The 18,946-nt window shown below is 43.8% G+C and carries 20 protein-coding genes and 1 pseudogene; 3 read left to right on the plus strand and 18 right to left on the minus strand.

The genetic code is table 11. The annotated features are described in order from the left end of the window. Positions 1-5: 5 nt before the first annotated feature. The 13 genes from C8R11_RS08665 to sucC all read right to left on the minus strand — a co-directional run bounded on the left by C8R11_RS08665 (position 6) and on the right by sucC (position 11,224). Complete coding sequence (locus C8R11_RS08665; protein ID WP_107795356.1) at positions 6-305, minus strand: PAAR domain-containing protein; 300 nt, start codon at positions 303-305, stop codon at positions 6-8. A gap of 23 nt (positions 306-328) precedes the next feature. Further along, positions 329-2,119: a type VI secretion system tip protein VgrG gene (gene vgrG, locus C8R11_RS08670; RefSeq protein WP_107795357.1), complete on the minus strand. Its 1,791-nt coding sequence runs from the start codon at positions 2,117-2,119 to the stop codon at positions 329-331. A 9-nt stretch (positions 2,120-2,128) separates the two neighbouring features. Next, complete coding sequence (locus tag C8R11_RS08675) at positions 2,129-2,818, minus strand: CIS tube protein (RefSeq protein ID WP_107795358.1); 690 nt, start codon at positions 2,816-2,818, stop codon at positions 2,129-2,131. A gap of 1 nt (position 2,819) precedes the next feature. Continuing rightward, positions 2,820-2,984 carry a DUF5908 family protein gene (locus C8R11_RS16165; protein ID WP_181258211.1) on the minus strand — a complete coding sequence of 55 codons (165 nt, stop codon included), beginning with the start codon at positions 2,982-2,984 and terminating at the stop codon, positions 2,820-2,822. Between the two features lie 17 nt (positions 2,985-3,001). Further along, positions 3,002-3,469 carry a phage tail protein gene (locus C8R11_RS08680; RefSeq protein ID WP_090696892.1) on the minus strand — a complete coding sequence of 156 codons (468 nt, stop codon included), beginning with the start codon at positions 3,467-3,469 and terminating at the stop codon, positions 3,002-3,004. A 66-nt stretch (positions 3,470-3,535) separates the two neighbouring features. Then, positions 3,536-3,994, minus strand: coding sequence for a phage tail protein (locus C8R11_RS08685; protein WP_090696890.1), 459 nt, complete (start codon positions 3,992-3,994; stop codon positions 3,536-3,538). A gap of 74 nt (positions 3,995-4,068) precedes the next feature. Then, entirely contained in the window at positions 4,069-5,565 is a 1,497-nt protein-coding gene (locus tag C8R11_RS08690) for a phage tail sheath family protein (protein ID WP_107795359.1), read from the minus strand. A 119-nt stretch (positions 5,566-5,684) separates the two neighbouring features. After that, positions 5,685-6,545, minus strand: a complete 861-nt coding sequence (locus C8R11_RS08695) for a hypothetical protein (protein ID WP_107795360.1) — start codon at positions 6,543-6,545, stop codon at positions 5,685-5,687. Positions 6,546-6,632: 87 nt separating this feature from the next. Beyond that, positions 6,633-7,208 (minus strand): Pvc16 family protein, encoded by a 576-nt coding sequence (locus tag C8R11_RS08700; RefSeq protein WP_090696885.1) that lies wholly within the window; start codon positions 7,206-7,208, stop codon positions 6,633-6,635. Between the two features lie 34 nt (positions 7,209-7,242). Beyond that, a complete protein-coding gene (dacB, locus tag C8R11_RS08705; RefSeq protein ID WP_107795361.1) occupies positions 7,243-8,706 on the minus strand; it encodes a D-alanyl-D-alanine carboxypeptidase/D-alanyl-D-alanine endopeptidase in 1,464 nt (487 codons plus the stop codon). 25 nt (positions 8,707-8,731) lie between these two features. After that, positions 8,732-9,049: a hypothetical protein gene (locus C8R11_RS08710; RefSeq protein WP_090696882.1), complete on the minus strand. Its 318-nt coding sequence runs from the start codon at positions 9,047-9,049 to the stop codon at positions 8,732-8,734. A gap of 64 nt (positions 9,050-9,113) precedes the next feature. Further along, entirely contained in the window at positions 9,114-9,992 is an 879-nt protein-coding gene (gene sucD, locus C8R11_RS08715; protein ID WP_107795362.1) for a succinate--CoA ligase subunit alpha, read from the minus strand. A 59-nt stretch (positions 9,993-10,051) separates the two neighbouring features. Then, positions 10,052-11,224 carry an ADP-forming succinate--CoA ligase subunit beta gene (gene sucC / locus C8R11_RS08720; RefSeq protein WP_107795363.1) on the minus strand — a complete coding sequence of 391 codons (1,173 nt, stop codon included), beginning with the start codon at positions 11,222-11,224 and terminating at the stop codon, positions 10,052-10,054. A 351-nt stretch (positions 11,225-11,575) separates the two neighbouring features. Here sucC and C8R11_RS08725 point away from each other — a divergent pair, with 351 nt between their 5' ends. Beyond that, positions 11,576-13,057: a lipase family protein gene (locus tag C8R11_RS08725; RefSeq protein ID WP_107795364.1), complete on the plus strand. Its 1,482-nt coding sequence runs from the start codon at positions 11,576-11,578 to the stop codon at positions 13,055-13,057. A 108-nt stretch (positions 13,058-13,165) separates the two neighbouring features. On the opposite strand, the gene C8R11_RS08730 is transcribed toward C8R11_RS08725, so the two are convergent. Next, entirely contained in the window at positions 13,166-13,498 is a 333-nt protein-coding gene (locus tag C8R11_RS08730; RefSeq protein ID WP_107795365.1) for an acylphosphatase, read from the minus strand. 135 nt (positions 13,499-13,633) lie between these two features. Beyond that, positions 13,634-14,362, minus strand: a complete 729-nt coding sequence (locus C8R11_RS08735; protein ID WP_107795366.1) for a hypothetical protein — start codon at positions 14,360-14,362, stop codon at positions 13,634-13,636. A gap of 508 nt (positions 14,363-14,870) precedes the next feature. Between C8R11_RS08735 and C8R11_RS08740 the strand changes: the two genes are divergently transcribed. Both C8R11_RS08740 and C8R11_RS08745 read left to right on the plus strand, forming a co-directional pair. Continuing rightward, positions 14,871-15,401, plus strand: coding sequence for a peroxiredoxin (locus C8R11_RS08740; protein WP_107795367.1), 531 nt, complete (start codon positions 14,871-14,873; stop codon positions 15,399-15,401). Between the two features lie 121 nt (positions 15,402-15,522). Continuing rightward, entirely contained in the window at positions 15,523-15,981 is a 459-nt protein-coding gene (locus tag C8R11_RS08745; RefSeq protein WP_107795368.1) for a SpoIIAA family protein, read from the plus strand. 144 nt (positions 15,982-16,125) lie between these two features. Here the strand turns inward: C8R11_RS08745 and C8R11_RS08750 are convergent, their stop codons facing one another. The 3 genes and pseudogenes from C8R11_RS08750 to C8R11_RS16970 all read right to left on the minus strand — a co-directional run. Then, entirely contained in the window at positions 16,126-17,256 is a 1,131-nt protein-coding gene (locus C8R11_RS08750; RefSeq protein ID WP_090696869.1) for a deoxyguanosinetriphosphate triphosphohydrolase, read from the minus strand. Continuing rightward, positions 17,249-18,349: a 3-dehydroquinate synthase gene (gene aroB, locus C8R11_RS08755; RefSeq protein ID WP_280142041.1), complete on the minus strand. Its 1,101-nt coding sequence runs from the start codon at positions 18,347-18,349 to the stop codon at positions 17,249-17,251. Before aroB ends, C8R11_RS08750 begins: the two co-directional genes overlap by 8 nt. A 102-nt stretch (positions 18,350-18,451) precedes the next feature. Then, positions 18,452-18,946 (minus strand): annotated as a pseudogene (locus tag C8R11_RS16970) (shikimate kinase); the annotation flags it as partial.

Raw genomic sequence — 18,946 nt, forward strand, 5'->3', positions numbered from 1 at the left:
TAAACCTATCCGCCGATCATTACAGTGGGCGCACCTGCAACAATACTGCCGCCATGCGCTGTAGTATCCCCCATTCTGACCGCCGGCCTGCCGCTGATCATCACCGTTGCAGAACCCATCACTACAGTATCCGGCGGCCCTACGCAGACACACATGTCACCCACAACAGCGGCAGGCAAACTGGCAATCAGTACATTCGACACACAAGGGCCGCTGATAGGTCCGCCCACATGTGGAATTGGCGGAACACCCGGTATTTGCATCGGGCAGATATGCATATCGGTTATTCTGGCAGCTGGGGGCATCTTCACATTCTTATAAAAAGTGATTAATTAATCATCACCATAGCACCCTTAACCGTAGTCTGTCCGCTCGCCGACAATTCGGCCGTTGCATTTCCTTTTGCAACCAGGCCGATATTCGCTTGATGGTTAATATTAAGTCCACTGTTATTGATATCCGCCTGGGAAGTCACTTCAACATTACCTACCGCTTCGATTGTGAGTTTCCCTTTCGCACTGATTTTGATGTCTTTTGGGCTGTCCATAGTAATACCGCTGGCATTTAATTCCACTTTATTATTATTTTCATCCTGAAGCAGAATCGATTTCTGCTCGTCACTGATTACAACTCGATTTTGATTCGGTGTAATCAATGTAATCATTTTCTTTTCTTCATTAAACTCGACTTTAAGTTTACTGCGCGTCACAACAGCCTTGATATTGTTTTCTGCTGTCGGTTCATAGGCAGGTTTTCGTTTACTGCTATAAAGACTGCCCAGAATGACCGGGCACGATGGGTCACTGTTTAAATATCCTAAGATCACTTCATCGCCGATTTCAGGCATAAAAAAAACACCGAAATCACTGGACCCGTAAAAACTGATCAGACGCGCCCATACACCTTCTGTATCCACTTGCATGACAGGTATAGATACTTGAATTTTATACTGCCCATCCGGATCAGCATCAAGTTTTTTGACAACGCCTATTTGCAGGTCTCGGGCACCGGAAGTGCGTCCAGAAGCCAACGACGCCTCAATTGCATGTTGTTCGGTAAACCATTTTTCCGAAAGACCGAACTGAATCTCGGTAATCCAGTTACCATTAACAATTCGATGTTTGGCTTCAGTCACCAGCACATTGCCATTAAAACGATCACCAACACCTTTCAATTCGATCAACGAGCCGATTTTTGCTTTGGCGTTGCCTTGAAAAGTGGCGCTTCCCCGTATTCGGGCCAATCCTGATTTGATCTGCTGAGCTGTGGCCCAGTCAGATAACGCGGCATTGTCCAGCGGAATATTGGTTTGCAGCCTAAAATAATCGGGGCCGATTACTTTAGCCAATTCAGCGCTATCCACGTTACCTTGACTGTTCAGGCTGACCGGACCAGTCCGAGCTTCCGCAACCGCTTGCATCGATGGGTCCCAGGAGGTCGCTTTTACGCTGCTAAACTGTGTAAAGGCATCAAGATCCGCATCAAACGCCATCAAATCGACACCATAAGTAACCGTCAGTTGTGCATCTCCCGTTACTTGTGGTTTTCTGGCGCTGATTTTTCCGGCCTCGACAGTCACCAGATAACCATTCACATCCGCTCTTGTCAGCAAAAAATCCCAGTCGGTACAGTAATATTGAACCAATTTCTTGAACTGAGCCGGCGTTGCAGAAACATCAGCAGATAAACCGCTATAACCACCAACAAGCTGCATCATCACGTCGCTGTCTTTTACATCGACAAAATTCGCGTTTTTACGTCCAACTGTCATCGCCACCGCTTTATCTTTGCAATGAATGATTAAGCGGGAAAAATTATCGCCATCGATCTTGATATTGTGCCTGATAACAATTCCGGTAAACAGACTGGTTTCTTTACCGTCATATCCGGCCTTTATCTGAATCATGGCACCGGGCTTAAAATCGTCCCGATTACTGACCGGAAAATCATTGTTCGGCATATCGCCATCTAGGATAATAATCTTTGCTGACGGAATCCTGTTAACGCAATAACTGATTTCCACCGAAACAATCTGTATCGTATCCGCAATCACCTGTCCATTACTGGATAGGGTAAAAGATATAACACCCGTACTATGCGTCAGTGGTGAATCAGCCATGACAAAACTTTAATTCAGTGGTGGAAATAGAAGCTGCATGCCTGGCTTTAAATCACGAAAATGCATTAAATTATTAACGCGTGCGACTTCCGGATAAAAAGCACAATCCTGATAAATCCGATAGCACAGTAAAGGTAGTGTATCACCTGCTTTAACTTCAACTTGATGCGTCAAATCGGGCGATTGGTTGTCTGCTTCTTTTGCAATTTCTTCACTGCTTTGATATTCAGTAAACGTCAATGTAACCTTGGCGCGTAACGGTACGCCGTTGGGCTTAAATAACGTATAATCAAGCTTAAGTGACTCTACCCGGCCGTAAAATAAAAAACTGCCCCACGTTAACTGCACGATCGGTGCTTCGTGTTTACTGCCGACATAGGTATAAACTACATTTTTGAGTAATTCAATTTGATTCTTGACTGAAACAGTTTGATTATTTGAGGATTTGACAACACCTGTTCCATCTATAACCAGTTCTTTCAATACGATTTTCTCAGGGTGACTGACATCATATTTGGTTTCTGTTCCCGGTTGTCCCAAAACCTTATTTTTGGAATACCTCAAACTTAAAGTATGTTCATAACCAGATGGATTGATCAACGCCTCAAATTTCTTTCTGGAACGATCGACACTGATTTTACCATTTGAACTGACGGTACAAGGGGAAATCGTCAATAGCGCTTTTTTTTGATTTGCCATTTTAACGTTCCTCTTTTTCACGCAGCATTTCCAGAATCAAATGACGGCATTCGGTCAATAGTTCTTCCTTAAATGCGCTGCGCGCTTCATGCGCATCGGTTTCTTCGTCCTCGGTATAGTGCACGATATTGGATTTTATTAGTAGTTGTTTGATTTCTATGGGCATATTATTGACGGTCGACTTTAGACAATACGTTTTGAAAAAGTATAATTCATGATTATTTTTTCTATAGCGACTTCGTTTTTAGTTGACCCGAAACTTTCAATCTCCCATTTAACCGGATAAGCCGAATCAAAAAGCCAGCCGCGTATCGGTTTTTTTTCTTCATTCATTAAAAAAACGCGAATAACCCGCGTTTCAATCGCTTTGATAAATTCCCCCTCGATGACAGCAATACACCACTTCACCAAAGGTGAATCTTTAGGTGCGATACCGCGCTTGAGTTCAAGATTAGGGTGTTTGATACCTTTAGGCAATTGATGGACATACCGATTCTCACCACCTTCTACGACGGACTCCAAATCAATTTCTGACGAAATTCCGGATACCTCCTGAAAGGAAGTATCCGTTGTTTCATGGGTACCGCCAAACATAACCTTAAAGTAAAAAGCAGAAGGCGGATAGGCATTATCGAACTGCGTACCTGGCATTATTCAAAAAAACTCACAGACAGCAAAAATCCATAATTGTAAAATCTGAATCATGAATTTCCCGCATTACCCGTTTGCAATGGTTAATCCTTCATGCACAATTTCAATGGTTTCAATTGCCACTTCATTACCTTCCGATTTCAAATCGGTTCCGGTAATTTTTGTTGGCCAGGCATTGGTCAAGGTCCAGACCATGGTTGCATTACCACCTTCATCCAGCAGACTAATGGTTACCGGCAAGCGCTTAATGGTATTCATTTTGATTTCTTTAAACCAATCCCAGAATTTATTATCACCTTTAAAGACACCTTTTTTCATGGTGATATTACCCACCTTCTTCATGCCCGGCATCTTAATAACAGAAAATTCGGGGCTGTCACCATGCCGGTATTTTATTTCTTCAGATTGAATATCGAGACCACTGACTTCCTGAAACGACATGACCTGGGAATCCCATTTCACCTGAAAATAAAATTTCGGCATGGGCCATACGGATGCCGATTGACTTGATCCATCATCTGCCATAACTTACCTCTATGTTACGATTAAAAAATAAATCATATTAGGCCGATTTAAACGGTTATTCCATCGACTCCGAACTATGACTTCTGCATTTGCTGTTGGAATGTGATCTCGATAAATTCTGCCGGCCGGCTCAGTGCCACTAAAACAGTCACACGCAAAACGCCGTCCAGAATATCCTGCGGCGTCATAGTTTCACCGAGTCCGACATATACACCGAATGCATCTTCCGGTGTCGCCCCAGCCAACCCACCACGTTTCCAAATACTGGTCAGGAAATTGTTAACCATGCTTTTAATGGTTACCCAGGTACTGGAGACATTCGGTTCAAAAACATATGCTTTTGTCGCCAGCTTGATCGATTCCTCCAACATAATCATGGTCCTGCGCACATTAATATAGCGCCAATCCAGACTGTTTCCATCCAGTGTACGTGCGCCCCATACCAATGTACCTTCACCGATAAACGAGCGTATGGCATTAATCGATTTACCCGCCGTAGTAACATTCAAGTCTTCTTGCTGATCATGGGTAATTTCTACTGCCGGCGAAACAACACCATTAAGACTGACATTGGCTGGTGCTTTCCAGACGCCGCGGAAGTTATCAACCATGGAGTAAACGCCTGCCATGGCGGCGCTTGGCGGAAGCAGATTCAGTCTGGCTCTGGCAGACAGCAGAATCGCACCATACAACTGACTCGCAGCATTCAGATTTTTATGTAATTCGGCACTGGTTGATGTTTTTTTATCTGATGTCAACTCAGTTGTCTGCGCTTTAATTTCTTCTTTCTTCGTATCAACCAATTGACTATTATCAACTTCGGTATCGAGCAATTCCTTCAAAACATCCAGATTGGTAATATTTTCAAAACTCAGATCACTTGTCTGTACGACAGATGTATTCAACCAAGGGTAATAGGCTGCAGCATAATCAAGAAAATTAGTACCCAGATCATTACGGAAATTTTCTACACATCCGCTATCTTGTACCTCCTTATCACCATCAAAAATATCGAGAATAGCAAAACGGTTTTTCATTACGCGCCCACAATGATCCAGCATCGCCTGTTGCAAGGCTATGCCATCCTTCTGATCCAGTGACATGGCATCCGGAATAACAACCATCGTCGGCTCCTGTTCCTTCAGCAGGATTTTAACACCCGATTCGAGCTTATTTTTCTCGATTGCTTCGTCAAATTTGCCGACCGAAACGACATAACAGGCCCCGCCGCCATTCTGAAAAAAAAGCATCATGCTGTGATACAGAAAATATCTTGAGTCCTGAAGTTCAAGAAGATACGCTTTATCATTCACAGAAAAATCGACCTCTATAGCTGAGCCTTTTTTCTGCGCATTAATTGCAAATTGGGATTTAGGTGCACCGCCATAAAAGCTTATGAACTCAGACATGGACGAAATGCGCCAGGCTTTGTTAAGCAATGATTTCCCTTTATTGTCAGAACGTTCTGTGTAACCGATAAAAGCAGGTACTGCAGTCGCCACTTCAACCACAGAATTTGGAAATGCATTTTTCTCAACAATGTATACACCTGGTGTTTTGTACTGCCCCATAGCTCGCTCCTTTAGGTTGAATTAATGCGCTTTAGCCATATTTACGCTTCTATCTTACAATAATCAATCAAGTTATTAGACAACGCTTTTCACAATATTTGTATTCGATCATGCAGTCGCTAGTGAATATAAATCTCTGAAATATTCTTCATTTTACCTTGAACCATCTCGCCATTAATTTGATGGATGGATGCATTGGGTAGCCGCTTAATAACAATTTTACCCCTCAAATCTATAAACTCCATTAGTTGAAGACACTGCAGCGGTTTTTCTTGCATCTGGATTGCGCTGGTTGACCGCAACATTTTGGCATTACGATTTCCCGGCAACACCGCACTGCCGATTTCTTCAAATTCAATTTCGTTGTTCATATCCGCAATATAAAGCTCGCGACCGGACAAATTACCCATTAGATAATATTTCCAAAAAGTTTTTTTACTCGCAAATGAGATATGAAATTGTCTAAAGCTGCCGCTTTGCTGATTTAAAGACAGTAACTGTGCATCCTTTTGAATGACTATTTTTATGATAAAACAGGGACGCACATGGCAATCTCTTGACTCAAGATCACCGCTGATCAGATCAGCATTTAAATCTAAATAGTCAGCATTAGATACGGTTGAGCCGCTATGCAGCAAAAATCTGCCGACTGTATCATTGGCCAAATGCTGGTTGTCAAAATAAAGGATTGTATGCTGAGCCGGTATTTCGGGAAACGTATACAGGGAAAAATTTGGATCTTTAGAAAAAACCTTAAATGTGAATACAAAATTATCTTCCGCATGCATCTGAAGAACATCCAGCCTGTCATCTTCAAAAAAAACTGACAGACGATTTTCGCTTACTTTTAACAGCAAGCCTGACTTATAAAGCAAGTTAACAGTTGCTTGTGTGGGAACAAATTGAAGTGACTTGCAGACATTATTGGCAAAATACATATGCTCAACAGTAACACTGTATAGCAGCTGGTAGGCACCCATTGGTTTGACTAACGCTCCGTTTTAATATGGCCCATTTATTCAAATCACTCAACAAGCCGACACTGTAAATGTAAACCTTACAAACTGTCAATCTCTACCGACAGAGGGCCTGGGCGTCGTAACAACCGGCTGGCGCCCTGTAATTTCATCCGAATCAAATGTAATCATACGCACACGATAAAGAATGGATGGCATATATTTCCCACCCAGCGAACTCCATAAATTACTTAAATCCTGAATGGAGAGATTTTCTATATCCAGAATAAGTTTCTCGATACGCCGATCCATATCCGGTGCAGTCTGATGGTTAAACAATGGATTACGCTGAAAATAACCAATTGTACTAGAGAGAAACTTCAGCGCTTCGGCATAGTTGTTACCTGTAAAATTGGCCGTCAACATCACATACAGGTTAAAATTCACCGCAGCGCTACGTTGCACGGTCCACTCGCCGAACGATTGTGAGCGGCCCGCTCCAGCAGACACCGAGTCCTTTTCAACATTGGTTAGAAAAATAACCAGTTTGTTATGGGTATTGGGTGCGACGCTACCGTCTACATCCAGCAAATTGGAGACAATTACTACGTCTTCACTCAGATCGTAAGTGCGCCTGAGGTGCTGATTCAATTGTGTAGCCATCAATTGTATAGCCAGGTTAATCATAGTATTTCTATCTTATTATTGTGACCGAGAGTGGTTAGCGATCATAAATCCATTGCAACAATGCATCCATGGCAGCACCCGAACGATCTGCCAGTGCATGATTGACAAAAATCACAACGACAAAACGCTGTCCCGATTTATTTAACATATAACCGGAAAGTGCTCTGACGCCGTTTAAAGTGCCCGTTTTCATATGCGCAACACCACTTACAGATGTACCTGTCATGCGGTTACGCATGGTGCCGTCGGCTGCGACTATCGGCATCGACGAGATAAATTCAGGCATCACCGGACTTTGAAATGCTGTCAATAAAAGTCGACCCATATGCCATGCGCTGATACGCTCTTTACGTGACAGGCCGGAGCCATTTTCAATTACCAGTTCGGGGAAAAACAGTTGTTTGGACACCAGCCACTGTTTTAATGCCTGCTCTGACTTATCAAGCGTGGCCGGAGCACGACTGCGACTGATTGACCCGGCAGTGCCCAGCGTCAAAAACAACTGACGCGCGGCAATATTGTTACTGAATTTATTGATCCCGCGAGTAATTTCAGCTAGTGGCGGTGAATGATACGTTTTGATATGCAACAAGTTTGCCGGCGCTTTGGCAACAACAACATCACCTGTAAACACTCCCCCCTGTTGTGACCACAATCGTCTGAACAGATCGCGCGTATATGTTGCACTATCGTGCAAGCCCAGTAAAAACGACCGCCTGTCGCATTGTGCCGAGAAGCTGCCGTTCAGAGTAATCAGCATGTGATTACTGCTTTCCTGGTTGGTTTGAATTTCAATATCCATAAAATTGCGCCAATCGCTGCCGCACGTCCTGTTACTCAATTTCAGGTTATTCAGCAAAACCAGCGAATCGGGTATTGGATCGGCAACCACCCTCACTGCGTTCTTCTCTGGATCGGGCATAAAATGTAACGCCGTAGAACGGTAATTAACCAGTAGCGCCTCAGGCAGAATATTGTAAGTACGGTAAGGTTGGCCATCAAAAGCACCCGGATCATCCTGCGGTATATCGTAATGACTGTAATCCAGTATCAGATTGCCTGTTATTTCATGCAATCCGGTCTGGCGCAGGCGATGAATCAATAGCCAGAAATTCTCCAGATCCAGCTTGGGATCACCATAACCTTTGATTACCAGGTCACCGTGCAATACACCCTCATTTATTTTGCCATGTGCGTATAGAATAGTCTGCCAGGAATAAGCCGGGCCCAGTATTTCAAGTCCGGCGTATGTCGTAACCAGTTTCATCACCGATGCGGGATTCATGGGAACATCTGCATTCACCGCAATGATCGGCAGTTCATTGCCGATTTCATGGACATAAATACCCACAGCAGATTCCGGGACACCTGCATGATTAAGTTTTTGTTTAACAGGAATCGGTATTTGATGCGATTGCTGATCGGCCAGCAAATAAACAGGCTGACACGCCAGCAGTAGGACAAACAATACAAATACGCTTAAATGCGTTGTATTCATAGCAGCAGCATGATCGTTTTATAATTTATTTTTTTCGATTACATATAAAGAAACCATCATCCCAGCCTGTCCGGTACTGGCCATCACTTTCATAGCGTTTGAGGTCCTTAAAGCCCCATTTTGATTTCTTAGCGGTTTCACAACCGTCTATATAACCTTCCTGAGTGGCGGGCGGGTAACCCATCAGATTATAAGTCGGTTTGGTACTGGGCGGCAGCGGCTCTTTCGGACGCTCAGTCGGAGGCTGCGCTGGCTTAGTCGGTTGCATCGGTTCGAGCATCGCACAACCTTCGAATGTAAACAGAACAAACACTGAAACAAATAATTTAACGCGACCACTCATGTGCATGACTGCTCCTTATACACAAAAACACAAAACAACTAATGACTATATTTTTGCTGTTACGCTAAGCAAGCGTCGACTTTAACAGCTTTCCCATCTCCGCCGGATTACGGGTAACCTTTATCCCGCATTCTTCCATCACAGCCAGCTTCTCTTGCGCTGTTCCTTTGCCGCCAGAAATGATTGCACCGGCATGTCCCATGCGTTTGCCCGGCGGCGCAGTAACACCGGCAATAAAGCCGACTACCGGCTTTTGCATATGTTCTTTCACCCAGCGTGCACAGTCTTCTTCATCGGTACCGCCAATTTCACCGACCATCAGCACTGCATCAGTCTCGTCATCATCATTGAACAGCTGAATAACATCGCGATGTTTCAAACCATTAACCGGATCACCACCAATACCGATACAGGTCGACTGCCCCAATCCTTGTTCCATCAATTGTGCAACCGCCTCATAAGTCAGCGTACCCGAACGCGATACTACCCCGATGCGTCCTTTCTTGTGAATGTAACCGGGCATAATGCCAATCTTGATTTCATCCGGTGTGATAATGCCGGGGCAGTTTGGTCCGATCAGCCGTGTTTTTTTACCTTGCATTTTATAGCGCGTACGTATCATATCGCGCACCGGAATGCCTTCGGTAATGCAGATCACAAGATCCAGTTCTGCTTCAACAGCTTCATCTATCGCAGCGGCTGCAAATGGCGGCGGTACATAAATCACCGAAACATTCGCACCTGTCGTTTCTTTGGCTTCTTTCACAGTACCAAATATCGGAATACCTTCAAAATTTTCGCCAGGTTTGCGCGGATTCACTCCAGCAACAAAACATTCCCCGCCGTTGGCATATTCCCGGCACATGCGGGTATGAAACTGACCGGTTTTCCCGGTAATCCCCTGCGTCATCACACGACTGTTTCGATTGATCAGGATGGACATGAAAAATGGCTCCTTCGATAAGTAAATAGCTATTTCAATGTTGCCAAAAACTAAAAACGCTAGTTTTCAGGTGCTCTGGCCGCGATTACTACCTTCTGCGCTGCTTCGGCCATATTTTCAGCTGGGATAATCTGCAATCCTGAATCGGCTAGAATCTTTTTACCAAGCTGCACGTTGGTACCTTCTAGCCGAACCACCAGCGGGACCGTCAGATGAACTTCGCGCGCCGCCTGCACGACACCCTCTGCAATGACATCGCATCGCATGATACCGCCAAAAATATTTACCAGAATTGCTTCCAGTTTGGGATTGCGGAGCATTAATTTAAACGCCTCCGTCACTTTATCGGCCGTTGCACCGCCGCCGACATCAAGAAAATTGGCTGGATTACCGCCATACAGTTTAATAATATCCATTGTTGCCATAGCCAGTCCTGCTCCATTGACAAGGCAGCCAATATTACCGTCAAGCGGAATATACGACAGATCATGTTCTGACGCTTCGACTTCTATCGGATCTTCCTCATCCAGGTCGCGCAACGCCACAATTTCAGGATGCCGAAACAACGCGCTATCATCGAAGTTCATTTTCGCATCAAGTGCAAGCACATGATTATCCGCAGTCAATGTCAGCGGATTAATTTCCGCCAGTGAGGCATCCTTTTCGTCAAATGCCCGATACAATCCCACTAATAATGCCCTGGCCTCGTCGCGGCCCGCTTCTGGAATACCCATCTTGGCGGCCGCATCAAGCGCTTCGTTATTGGTTAAACCGACAATCGGGTCGATATAAATCTTATGTATCTTTTCGGGCGACTCCGCCGCCACCTGCTCAATGTCCATGCCGCCTTCAGCACTGGCCATCAGACATACGCGCTGACTGCCGCGATCGACTACCATTCCGACATAATACTCGTTAGCAATATTGACGCCTTCTTCAATAAACAAACGATGCACAATCTGTCCTTCGGATCCGGTCTGATGTGTAACCAGCCGCATACCCAGCATTTTTCCGGCCAGCTCACGTACTTCATCAAGTGATCTGGCCACCTTGACACCACCGCCCTTACCACGCCCACCCGCATAAATCTGCGCTTTGACAACCCAGGTATCGCCTCCCAGTTCCTGCGCTGCTTTCATCGCTTCATCAGCGCTGAAACAGGCAATTCCACGTGGTGTGGCCACACCAAACTGCTGCAAAATCTTTTTCGCCTGATATTCATGAATTTTCATAGTATGGATTCCGTCTTTCTATCTAAATTTATGCATGCTATGGATGTTTTCAGTATAGCGCATAATTCTTCTATCACCATGTATGCACAATTGATTCAATATTGTATTTTACTGAAATGAATAACCCTAGATAATAAGATTGCGTTTATTTCCTGTTGCAATTTGCAAGGATAGCTGAAAACATTATAGGAAATACAAAAAAGCAGGTTTTATTTCCTCAATGAAAACCGTCGAATTTTGTTTTGATAATAGCAAATCCTAGCAAAATTATGATAAAACAAGGCTTGCAGAAAACTGACAAGTATTTTAGATGAATTTTAAATACCAAATGAAAACAATATTAATGCTTATATGAAGCAATCAATCTGTTTGATATACATTCTGGTCTTTTCAATGGCCTGCATTCCAGCATCGGCGCGCGCCATCGCGCTGCTTACAGAAGAATTCGAACTATATCTGCCCTGGATCATGTATCAAGGACAAACCTATTCAGCGTTCCTGAATCCAGAAAACCGTGAAGAGCAGGTTTTTAGGCTGACCGACAGTAGCGAGCGTGAAAACAAAGCGTCGTCCGGTGGACTTGCCAGCGTTGGCGATGAATTGGAAATTTTTTTGCCGATGGTCAGTTATCGGGGTGAACTGTACAGTGCCTCTTTACGTCACAATGCAAACAGCCACTTCCAAATTAAACACGCAGCAAAATTAACCATGCCTGAAGGGAGAGGCGCCGTTCTCTCCGTCAAGCTGATGGAAATAAAGACAGTCGACCAGATTGCAATCGAATACCCCTTTACCGCATTAGCAGGCCTGAATCCACGTTACGATGTTGCTGTTTATCGTGTAGGTTATCAGACGCAGGATGCGTTCGGCAATCCCACCGCAGCATCTGGCGTTATCGGCACACCAATCGGTATTCCGACCGGGGCGCCATTGCTTAGTTTTCAGCATGGCACCATAATCAAGCGCGACCATGCCCCCAGTGTAAATCCGGAAGAATCCGGAACAGACCTGGCACTGTTTCTGATGGGTACCAGAGGATATTTGACGGTAGTACCGGATTATTTAGGTTTTGGCGACAGTAATGGATTACATCCTTTCATGCACGCCAAGACGCTGGCCTGGGCGGTCATTGATCTTATACGAGCGGCGCGCTCATTAGCTGCCGACGGCGGTTATCCGCTCAATGGCCAACTATTCCTTGCAGGATATTCGGAAGGTGGTTACGCCACCATGGCGGCCCAACGTGAGATCGAAACACATCACGCTGACGAATTCGTCATCACTGCCTCCGCGCCGATGGCAGGCGCTTACGATCTGTCTGGCACAATGTTGCAGCAGATTCTTACGGATAAACCGTTACCAAGACCGATGTATTTTCCCTATGTACTACTTGCTTACAATCAGATCTACGGTTTTGAAGATGACATCACGAATCTTCTGGCTACAGATGATGTGGCAGAAACTATCGTTGAATTATTCGATGGTGCGCACGACAGCGATGCCATTGACGCGGCACTGCCAATCATTCCCGACGAATTATTCGCACCTTCTTTTTTGACCGCACTGAAAAACGGCGACGACCGACAACTGAGGGTGGCACTCGAAAATAACGATGTCTATCGTTGGACACCAGTTTCGCCGACCCGGCTTTATCACTGCCTCGACGATGACCGCGTGCCTTATGAAAATTCCACGGTAGCAATTGACTACTTTATTGCTGCAGGTGCAAATGTCGAACTGGAAACATTGTTTTTCGGCAATCACCTTGATTGCGCGATACCGGCTTTGCTCAGCGGAAACGATTGGTTTGATTCCCTGGCGGAGTTACCCTAGTGTGATCCTGTCAACAGACTTCGCCAATACAACTAATATGGTCTCATAAAGAAAGACAAAGTTATTCAATTTCAAACGACAAACGTAACAAAATTCCGGCTGTTCGTTTTAAAGATAAAATTCAACATTAGGTGACCAGTGATGCTGATTAACATTTTCGGTGGTCACTTGATGCTCGGATATTTCAGTGAAATAATCATAAAAATGCAGTACTTCCACATGAGCATTCCAGGAATTAATCGGTTTGCCTGTCCGAAGCTTACTAATCATTTCATCAATTGCAGCCGATTCGCCCTCGAGTGAACAATGTACCCGGTTAGAATCTTTTGTATCGTTGGATGCACCACCTTTTAACTTTCGCTTTTGTGCACCACGAATAAATGTTTGCCTGAACATGACATTCTGTACATTACCGGTGACATAAAAGCTTGTTCTCTTCAATCTGTTGCAATCCTTTTCAATTCATTCTGCACACTAGTTGCTTATATATTTTATTCTAACTATATGAATGCCCAATCACACGTAGGGAGGAACGTGCAATCATGCAATACATAAAAGTATCTTCAAATTATGAATTTATTTTGATAGAAAGGTAATCTTTTTTATAAATGCTTCTGACCCGCCTTGTGTATTCTTGGTATTCTTTTGAAAAGCAATCGCGGTAATGGGTGGTGTATCATCATGATTGAAAGTCGATTTAAACCTTTCGTCAACTTCAAAATCTGTGATTATAGTCTGGCCTGCTTGATCCCCCGACGCGACACAAAAATATCGCCCCCCTTTACGCCACAGTTTGCCAACATACATTCTATCCTGGTCTTCTTCCTTGCCAATAAACGGACTTAAAAAATAGGGCGCAGCTTTTATTCCCAGCGGCAAACCACTCGACAGTTTTTCAGTTCCAAATGAAAACATGACTGCAATCGGAACGCTGTTAATACCATTGTTCCAATCCGCCCCATCCGGATATTTGTTTACACCCCAGACGATTTCAACTCTTTTGACATCATGCACAAAATCCTGTTGTGCAAACTTCAATCCAAACAAACCGGCTACTTCATCTTGGGTGCTAATAACCAAGGCATCATTTTCAAATCTTGGATTCAGTTTATTTGCTTTTAGCTCAAATTCAAATCCCTCCCTTTTAAGCCAGGATAGAGCACTGCCATTTTCTTGTCCTGTGAAATCAATGACATGAATAATTCTTTCATTGGCAAATACAGAGGACACAGGAAACAATAATATATAAACGATAAAAGTGACAAAACGATAACAATCAGATTTTGTGAATAAATTTAATTTCATGCGCACCTCCTTTCAAAAACTTCATACTATTCGCTCCAATCATTTATAAATGCTGTTATGAGATTCTACGAAAACTTGCAAAGTTCCATTGCCTTAAATTGATCATCTCTTAGATCAATACTTTTCAGTTTATTTTAATCTTACCGGAGTTTTGAGTTTGAGTTCCTTTTTGGAAATTATAGCGCCTCTTTATTAGACGTTAATGTTACGTGATGAATTGCAAGGTTTTCGACCCCGTATCAACATAATGTCACCTTGAAATAGCATTATCTTTTCAAGTGCGCCATACCCCTATGCTCGAGAAATCATAAACTGAGACTCATCCAACCATGGAATTCGGATTTATGTTTACTGAGCAACTGAACTCAACTAAAAAGTAATAGTCGCATTAAAAAAGAGTGGAGTTGATTTGACAGGAATGCTTTTCATTATTTTGCGGCATTTATGAACAAACACAGGATTCACAAGTTTACAGATCGTAGACAAGCAATAGCTCAAGGAGGCAATAATGACAGAACAACGGCAAGTACCGAACGTAATTTTCAAAACGCGCATACGTGATGAATCTATCGGTGGCGATAATCCTTTCCGCTGGCAGGATTTAACAACCAATGACATTTTTGATCGAAAGCGAATTGTCTTATTTGCTTTGCCAGGCGCATATACACCTACTTGTACGAATGCCCATTTGCCTGGCTATGAAAAGTATTACGATGAACTTAAGAGGTTAGGTATTGATGAGGTAATTTGTTTATCAGTAAATGATGCATTTGTTATGTTTCAGTGGGGTAAGCATCTTGGAATAAAAAATGTATTTCTACTCCCCGATGGAAATGCAGAATTTACACGTAAAATAGGAATGCTTGTTGATAAATCGAATCTAGGGTTTGGCATGCGGTCATGGCGGTATTCCATGGTTGTACAAAACAAACAGATCGAGAAAATATTCATTGAACCTGGTTTTGCAGACAATTATCCCACTGATCCTTTTGAGATTTCAGGTGCTGACAAAATGCTGGAATACCTAAAATCCAAATAATCGCAAACTTGTTTCGGTTATAAACCGAGTCAATTTTTTCAATGTGTAGATCGGATTAATAATCCAACTTATTAAAACTCTTTACCTCATCTAGAATCGCGCTATTGATAAGAGGATATAGATGAATTTGAAGATATTTTTTTGTGACGTCGACTGCCTGAATAAAGAAATCCGGCAGCAGGAGGGGTTCAGCTACAATGTAAAAGGAGGATCTATGCTCGAAGTCAAGATAGATGAATCCGCTGGTATTACTACCATGACTCCGGACAATGCATTATCGGAAGTGGATTTTGAATACGCCACGCAACGAGTCGATGATTACTTGAAAAAGCACGATAAATTGAAGGGTATAATCATCAATACTCGATATTTCCCCGGCTGGGAATCCTTTGGTGCTACGCTCTCGCACTTCCGGTTTGTCCGCAACTATCACCGTCATGTATCCAAGGTGGCGTTGGTTACGGATTCAGCGGTCGGCTGGCTGGCTGACAGGATAGTCAGCCATTTTGTTGCTGCCGAAGTCCGCCGTTTTACCTTCAATGATTTGAAAGATGCTCAGCAGTGGATTGCGGAGGAATGAAGTTAGGCGAAAGCTTTCTTTAACAGGAATGCTGTTGCCGTCTGATTTTACCGGGTACCTTTCTAAGTGCGTTAAACTATTCTTAGTTAAGGTGAACAACGGAAGATACAAAACAGAAAAATAAAAACATTATTCAACGGCCCGCTAATCCTGTGTGATAGCGAACAAACGTTGATATTCTCTGATTGCGTAGCGGTCTGTCATACCAGCAATGTAATCTGCAATTGCCTGATAATTTTCATGTTCGAATTTCTGTTGATATTTCACTGGAAGCAGGCGAACATTATTGCTGAAAGCGTCAAATAATTTTCTGATGATATGCGATGCCTTGTTGCTCATTCGCATGACGCGGTAATGCAGATACAAATTTTCAAACAGAAATTTTTTGAGTGCCTGCTGCTCTTTTTTGATTTGGTTGCTGAAACCTATCAGCGGCGGCGCATGATGCACAGCAGACAAGTCTCTAATCTGTGCATTTTCAATATTTTGAGTACTCTGTACTGTCAGGTCAGTTGCCAGGGTATTAATCATACAGCGTATGGTTTCATGAATCAGCCGCCGCCCCACAAGATCAGGATATTTTTCTCTGACGGCTGCCAAATGACGGGAGAAAATGTCTACATCCTGCAACTGCTCCAGGGAAATCAAGCCGGAGCGCAAGCCATCATCGACATCATGATTATTGTAAGCGATTTCATCGGCAAAATTGGCCAACTGCGCTTCTAGCGATGGCCGCCTATTCGAAAGAAAACGTTCACCAACATCGCCCAATTGACGGGCGTTTTTTTTAGAAGCATGCTTCAAAATCCCTTCTCGGGTTTCAAAACACAGATTCAACCCATCAAATGCAGCGTAGCGCTCTTCGAGCAGGTCCACCACGCGCAGAGATTGAAGATTATGTTCAAAACCACCATAGTCCTTCATACACGCATTTAATGCATCCTGACCGGCATGACCGAATGGCGTGTGGCCCAGATCATGTGCTAAGGTAATCGCCTCAACCAGATCCTCATTCAATCGCAGATTACGTGCAATTGAACGCCCTATTTGGGCCACTTCAAGGCTATGGGTCAGTCGCGTACGAAACAGATCGCCTTCATGATTAACGAACACTTGTGTTTTATATTCCAGGCGCCGAAAAGCTTTTGAGTGGATAATGCGGTCACGGTCTCGCTGAAACTCACTCCGCCCTGTTGGCGACTCTTCTTTGACTAACCGGCCACGGGTATTTGTTTCGCAAACAGCATAAGACGCCAGGTATTCATGTTTATTCATGCGTCATACAGGCAGTCAACGTATCGATAATAAGGGAAGAAGGAATGTCTGCACGCATGACCGCTTCACCGATACGATTTAATAAAATAAAGCGCGTCTTCCCGGCAGACACTTTTTTGTCGAGCGCCATCAGTTCCAGATATTTTTCCGGTGAAAATCTGGGGGCAGTAACAGGCAACTCAGCCTGTACAAAAATCTTGCGAATACGCATAACATCCGCTTCGTTGATTAATTTCATACGTCTGGACAGCTCTGCCGCCATTATTGTACCCGCTGCTACTGCCTCGCCGTGTAACCAGACACCATAACCCATGCCATTTTCAATCGCGTGACCAAAAGTATGTCCCAGATTCAATAATGCGCGAACACCACTTTCTTTTTCATCTGCCGCAACAATTTCGGCTTTGTTTTCGCAACTGCGTTGAATAGCTTCATTCAACACCACCGGATCACGTGCTAGCAATCGTTGCATATTCTGTTCCAGCCATTCAAAAAAAGCGGGATCACGAATCAACCCGTATTTAATTATTTCAGCAAGACCTGCGCGTAATTCACGGTCGGGCAATGTATCCAGTGTCGCGCTGTCAGCCAGTACCATACGCGGTTGGTAGAAAGCACCAATCATGTTTTTACCCAGCGCGTGATTAATGCCGGTTTTTCCGCCAACGGAAGAATCCACCTGCGCCAGCAACGTAGTCGGTATCTGAATAAAAGGCACGCCACGCAAATAGGTAGCGGCCGCAAATCCGGTCAAATCACCGATTACACCACCCCCTAATGCTAAAATGGTTGTGGTACGCTCGCAATGATTGTTTAGCAGCGCATCAAAAATAAGGTTCAAGGTTTCCCAGTTTTTATAGGCCTCACCGTCTGGAAGGATAATAGGAAAAGAGCGCACGCCTTTTTCTTCCAGCGCAGAACGTAATTTATTCAGGTAAAGCGGCGCTACTGTAGTGTTACTGACGATAGCCACATGTTTTTGCTGCAGACAGGATACGATTAAATCAGCCTGGTTTAAAATGCTATTACCTATATGAATTGGATAATTTCGTGCCTCGGAAGCTGATGAAAAGTCGACCGTAATGGTTCGCATAAGATTCTGTGTATAAGTAGAGTGAGTTGTTTCAAAAGAAGTTAAACGTTTTGTTAGGTCTTTTATCAGAGAGCGTATATTTTGCTTACCGGTGTCTATAATAATATGTGCTGTTTCCTGATAAAACTTGTCGCGCTGTTCAAAGAGTTCAACTAATTTGCCACGTAAATCATTTGTTTGCAGTAATGGCCGATTTTTATCGTAACGTGTGCGACGATACAAATCATTGACGGATGCCCGTAGATAAACGACAGTTCCATGCTGTTTTAACAATCTGCGATTCTCAACACTGAGCACTGCGCCCCCGCCCGTGGCCAGGATGATATTGTTTTTCCTGACCAGTTCTTGCAGCACTTGCGATTCGCGCTTGCGAAAACCGGCTTCTCCTTCAATTTCAAAAATAATCGGGATTTTGACACCAGTTCGTTCCTGGATTTCATGATCACAATCAAAAAACCGCTTCCCCGTATAATTCGCTAATGCTTTACCGATTGTAGTTTTTCCTGCGCCCATCATTCCTACCAGAATGATATTACAATTACCTAAAGACCGTATCAGCTTTTTATCCAGCGCAGTTATTTTTATATTTATGTTCAT

Source organism: Nitrosomonas aestuarii, from assembly GCF_003046585.1.
In the GTDB taxonomy this organism is placed as follows: domain Bacteria; phylum Pseudomonadota; class Gammaproteobacteria; order Burkholderiales; family Nitrosomonadaceae; genus Nitrosomonas; species Nitrosomonas aestuarii.

What these genes read in the sequence shown, in the direction of transcription:
- C8R11_RS08665 (WP_107795356.1), bottom strand. Translation starts at nt 305, where the DNA reads ATGCCCCCAGCTGCCAGAATAACCGATATGCATATCTGCCCGATGCAA.
- vgrG (WP_107795357.1), bottom strand. Translation starts at nt 2,119, where the DNA reads ATGGCTGATTCACCACTGACGCATAGTACGGGTGTTATATCTTTTACC.
- C8R11_RS08675 (WP_107795358.1), bottom strand. Translation starts at nt 2,818, where the DNA reads ATGGCAAATCAAAAAAAAGCGCTATTGACGATTTCCCCTTGTACCGTC.
- C8R11_RS16165 (WP_181258211.1), bottom strand. Translation starts at nt 2,984, where the DNA reads ATGCCCATAGAAATCAAACAACTACTAATAAAATCCAATATCGTGCAC.
- C8R11_RS08680 (WP_090696892.1), bottom strand. Translation starts at nt 3,469, where the DNA reads ATGCCAGGTACGCAGTTCGATAATGCCTATCCGCCTTCTGCTTTTTAC.
- C8R11_RS08685 (WP_090696890.1), bottom strand. Translation starts at nt 3,994, where the DNA reads ATGGCAGATGATGGATCAAGTCAATCGGCATCCGTATGGCCCATGCCG.
- C8R11_RS08690 (WP_107795359.1), bottom strand. Translation starts at nt 5,565, where the DNA reads ATGGGGCAGTACAAAACACCAGGTGTATACATTGTTGAGAAAAATGCA.
- C8R11_RS08695 (WP_107795360.1), bottom strand. Translation starts at nt 6,545, where the DNA reads ATGGGTGCCTACCAGCTGCTATACAGTGTTACTGTTGAGCATATGTAT.
- C8R11_RS08700 (WP_090696885.1), bottom strand. Translation starts at nt 7,208, where the DNA reads ATGATTAACCTGGCTATACAATTGATGGCTACACAATTGAATCAGCAC.
- dacB (WP_107795361.1), bottom strand. Translation starts at nt 8,706, where the DNA reads ATGAATACAACGCATTTAAGCGTATTTGTATTGTTTGTCCTACTGCTG.
- C8R11_RS08710 (WP_090696882.1), bottom strand. Translation starts at nt 9,049, where the DNA reads ATGAGTGGTCGCGTTAAATTATTTGTTTCAGTGTTTGTTCTGTTTACA.
- sucD (WP_107795362.1), bottom strand. Translation starts at nt 9,992, where the DNA reads ATGTCCATCCTGATCAATCGAAACAGTCGTGTGATGACGCAGGGGATT.
- sucC (WP_107795363.1), bottom strand. Translation starts at nt 11,224, where the DNA reads ATGAAAATTCATGAATATCAGGCGAAAAAGATTTTGCAGCAGTTTGGT.
- C8R11_RS08725 (WP_107795364.1), top strand. Translation starts at nt 11,576, where the DNA reads ATGAAGCAATCAATCTGTTTGATATACATTCTGGTCTTTTCAATGGCC.
- C8R11_RS08735 (WP_107795366.1), bottom strand. Translation starts at nt 14,362, where the DNA reads ATGAAATTAAATTTATTCACAAAATCTGATTGTTATCGTTTTGTCACT.
- C8R11_RS08740 (WP_107795367.1), top strand. Translation starts at nt 14,871, where the DNA reads ATGACAGAACAACGGCAAGTACCGAACGTAATTTTCAAAACGCGCATA.
- C8R11_RS08745 (WP_107795368.1), top strand. Translation starts at nt 15,523, where the DNA reads ATGAATTTGAAGATATTTTTTTGTGACGTCGACTGCCTGAATAAAGAA.
- C8R11_RS08750 (WP_090696869.1), bottom strand. Translation starts at nt 17,256, where the DNA reads ATGAATAAACATGAATACCTGGCGTCTTATGCTGTTTGCGAAACAAAT.
- aroB (WP_280142041.1), bottom strand. Translation starts at nt 18,349, where the DNA reads ATGCGAACCATTACGGTCGACTTTTCATCAGCTTCCGAGGCACGAAAT.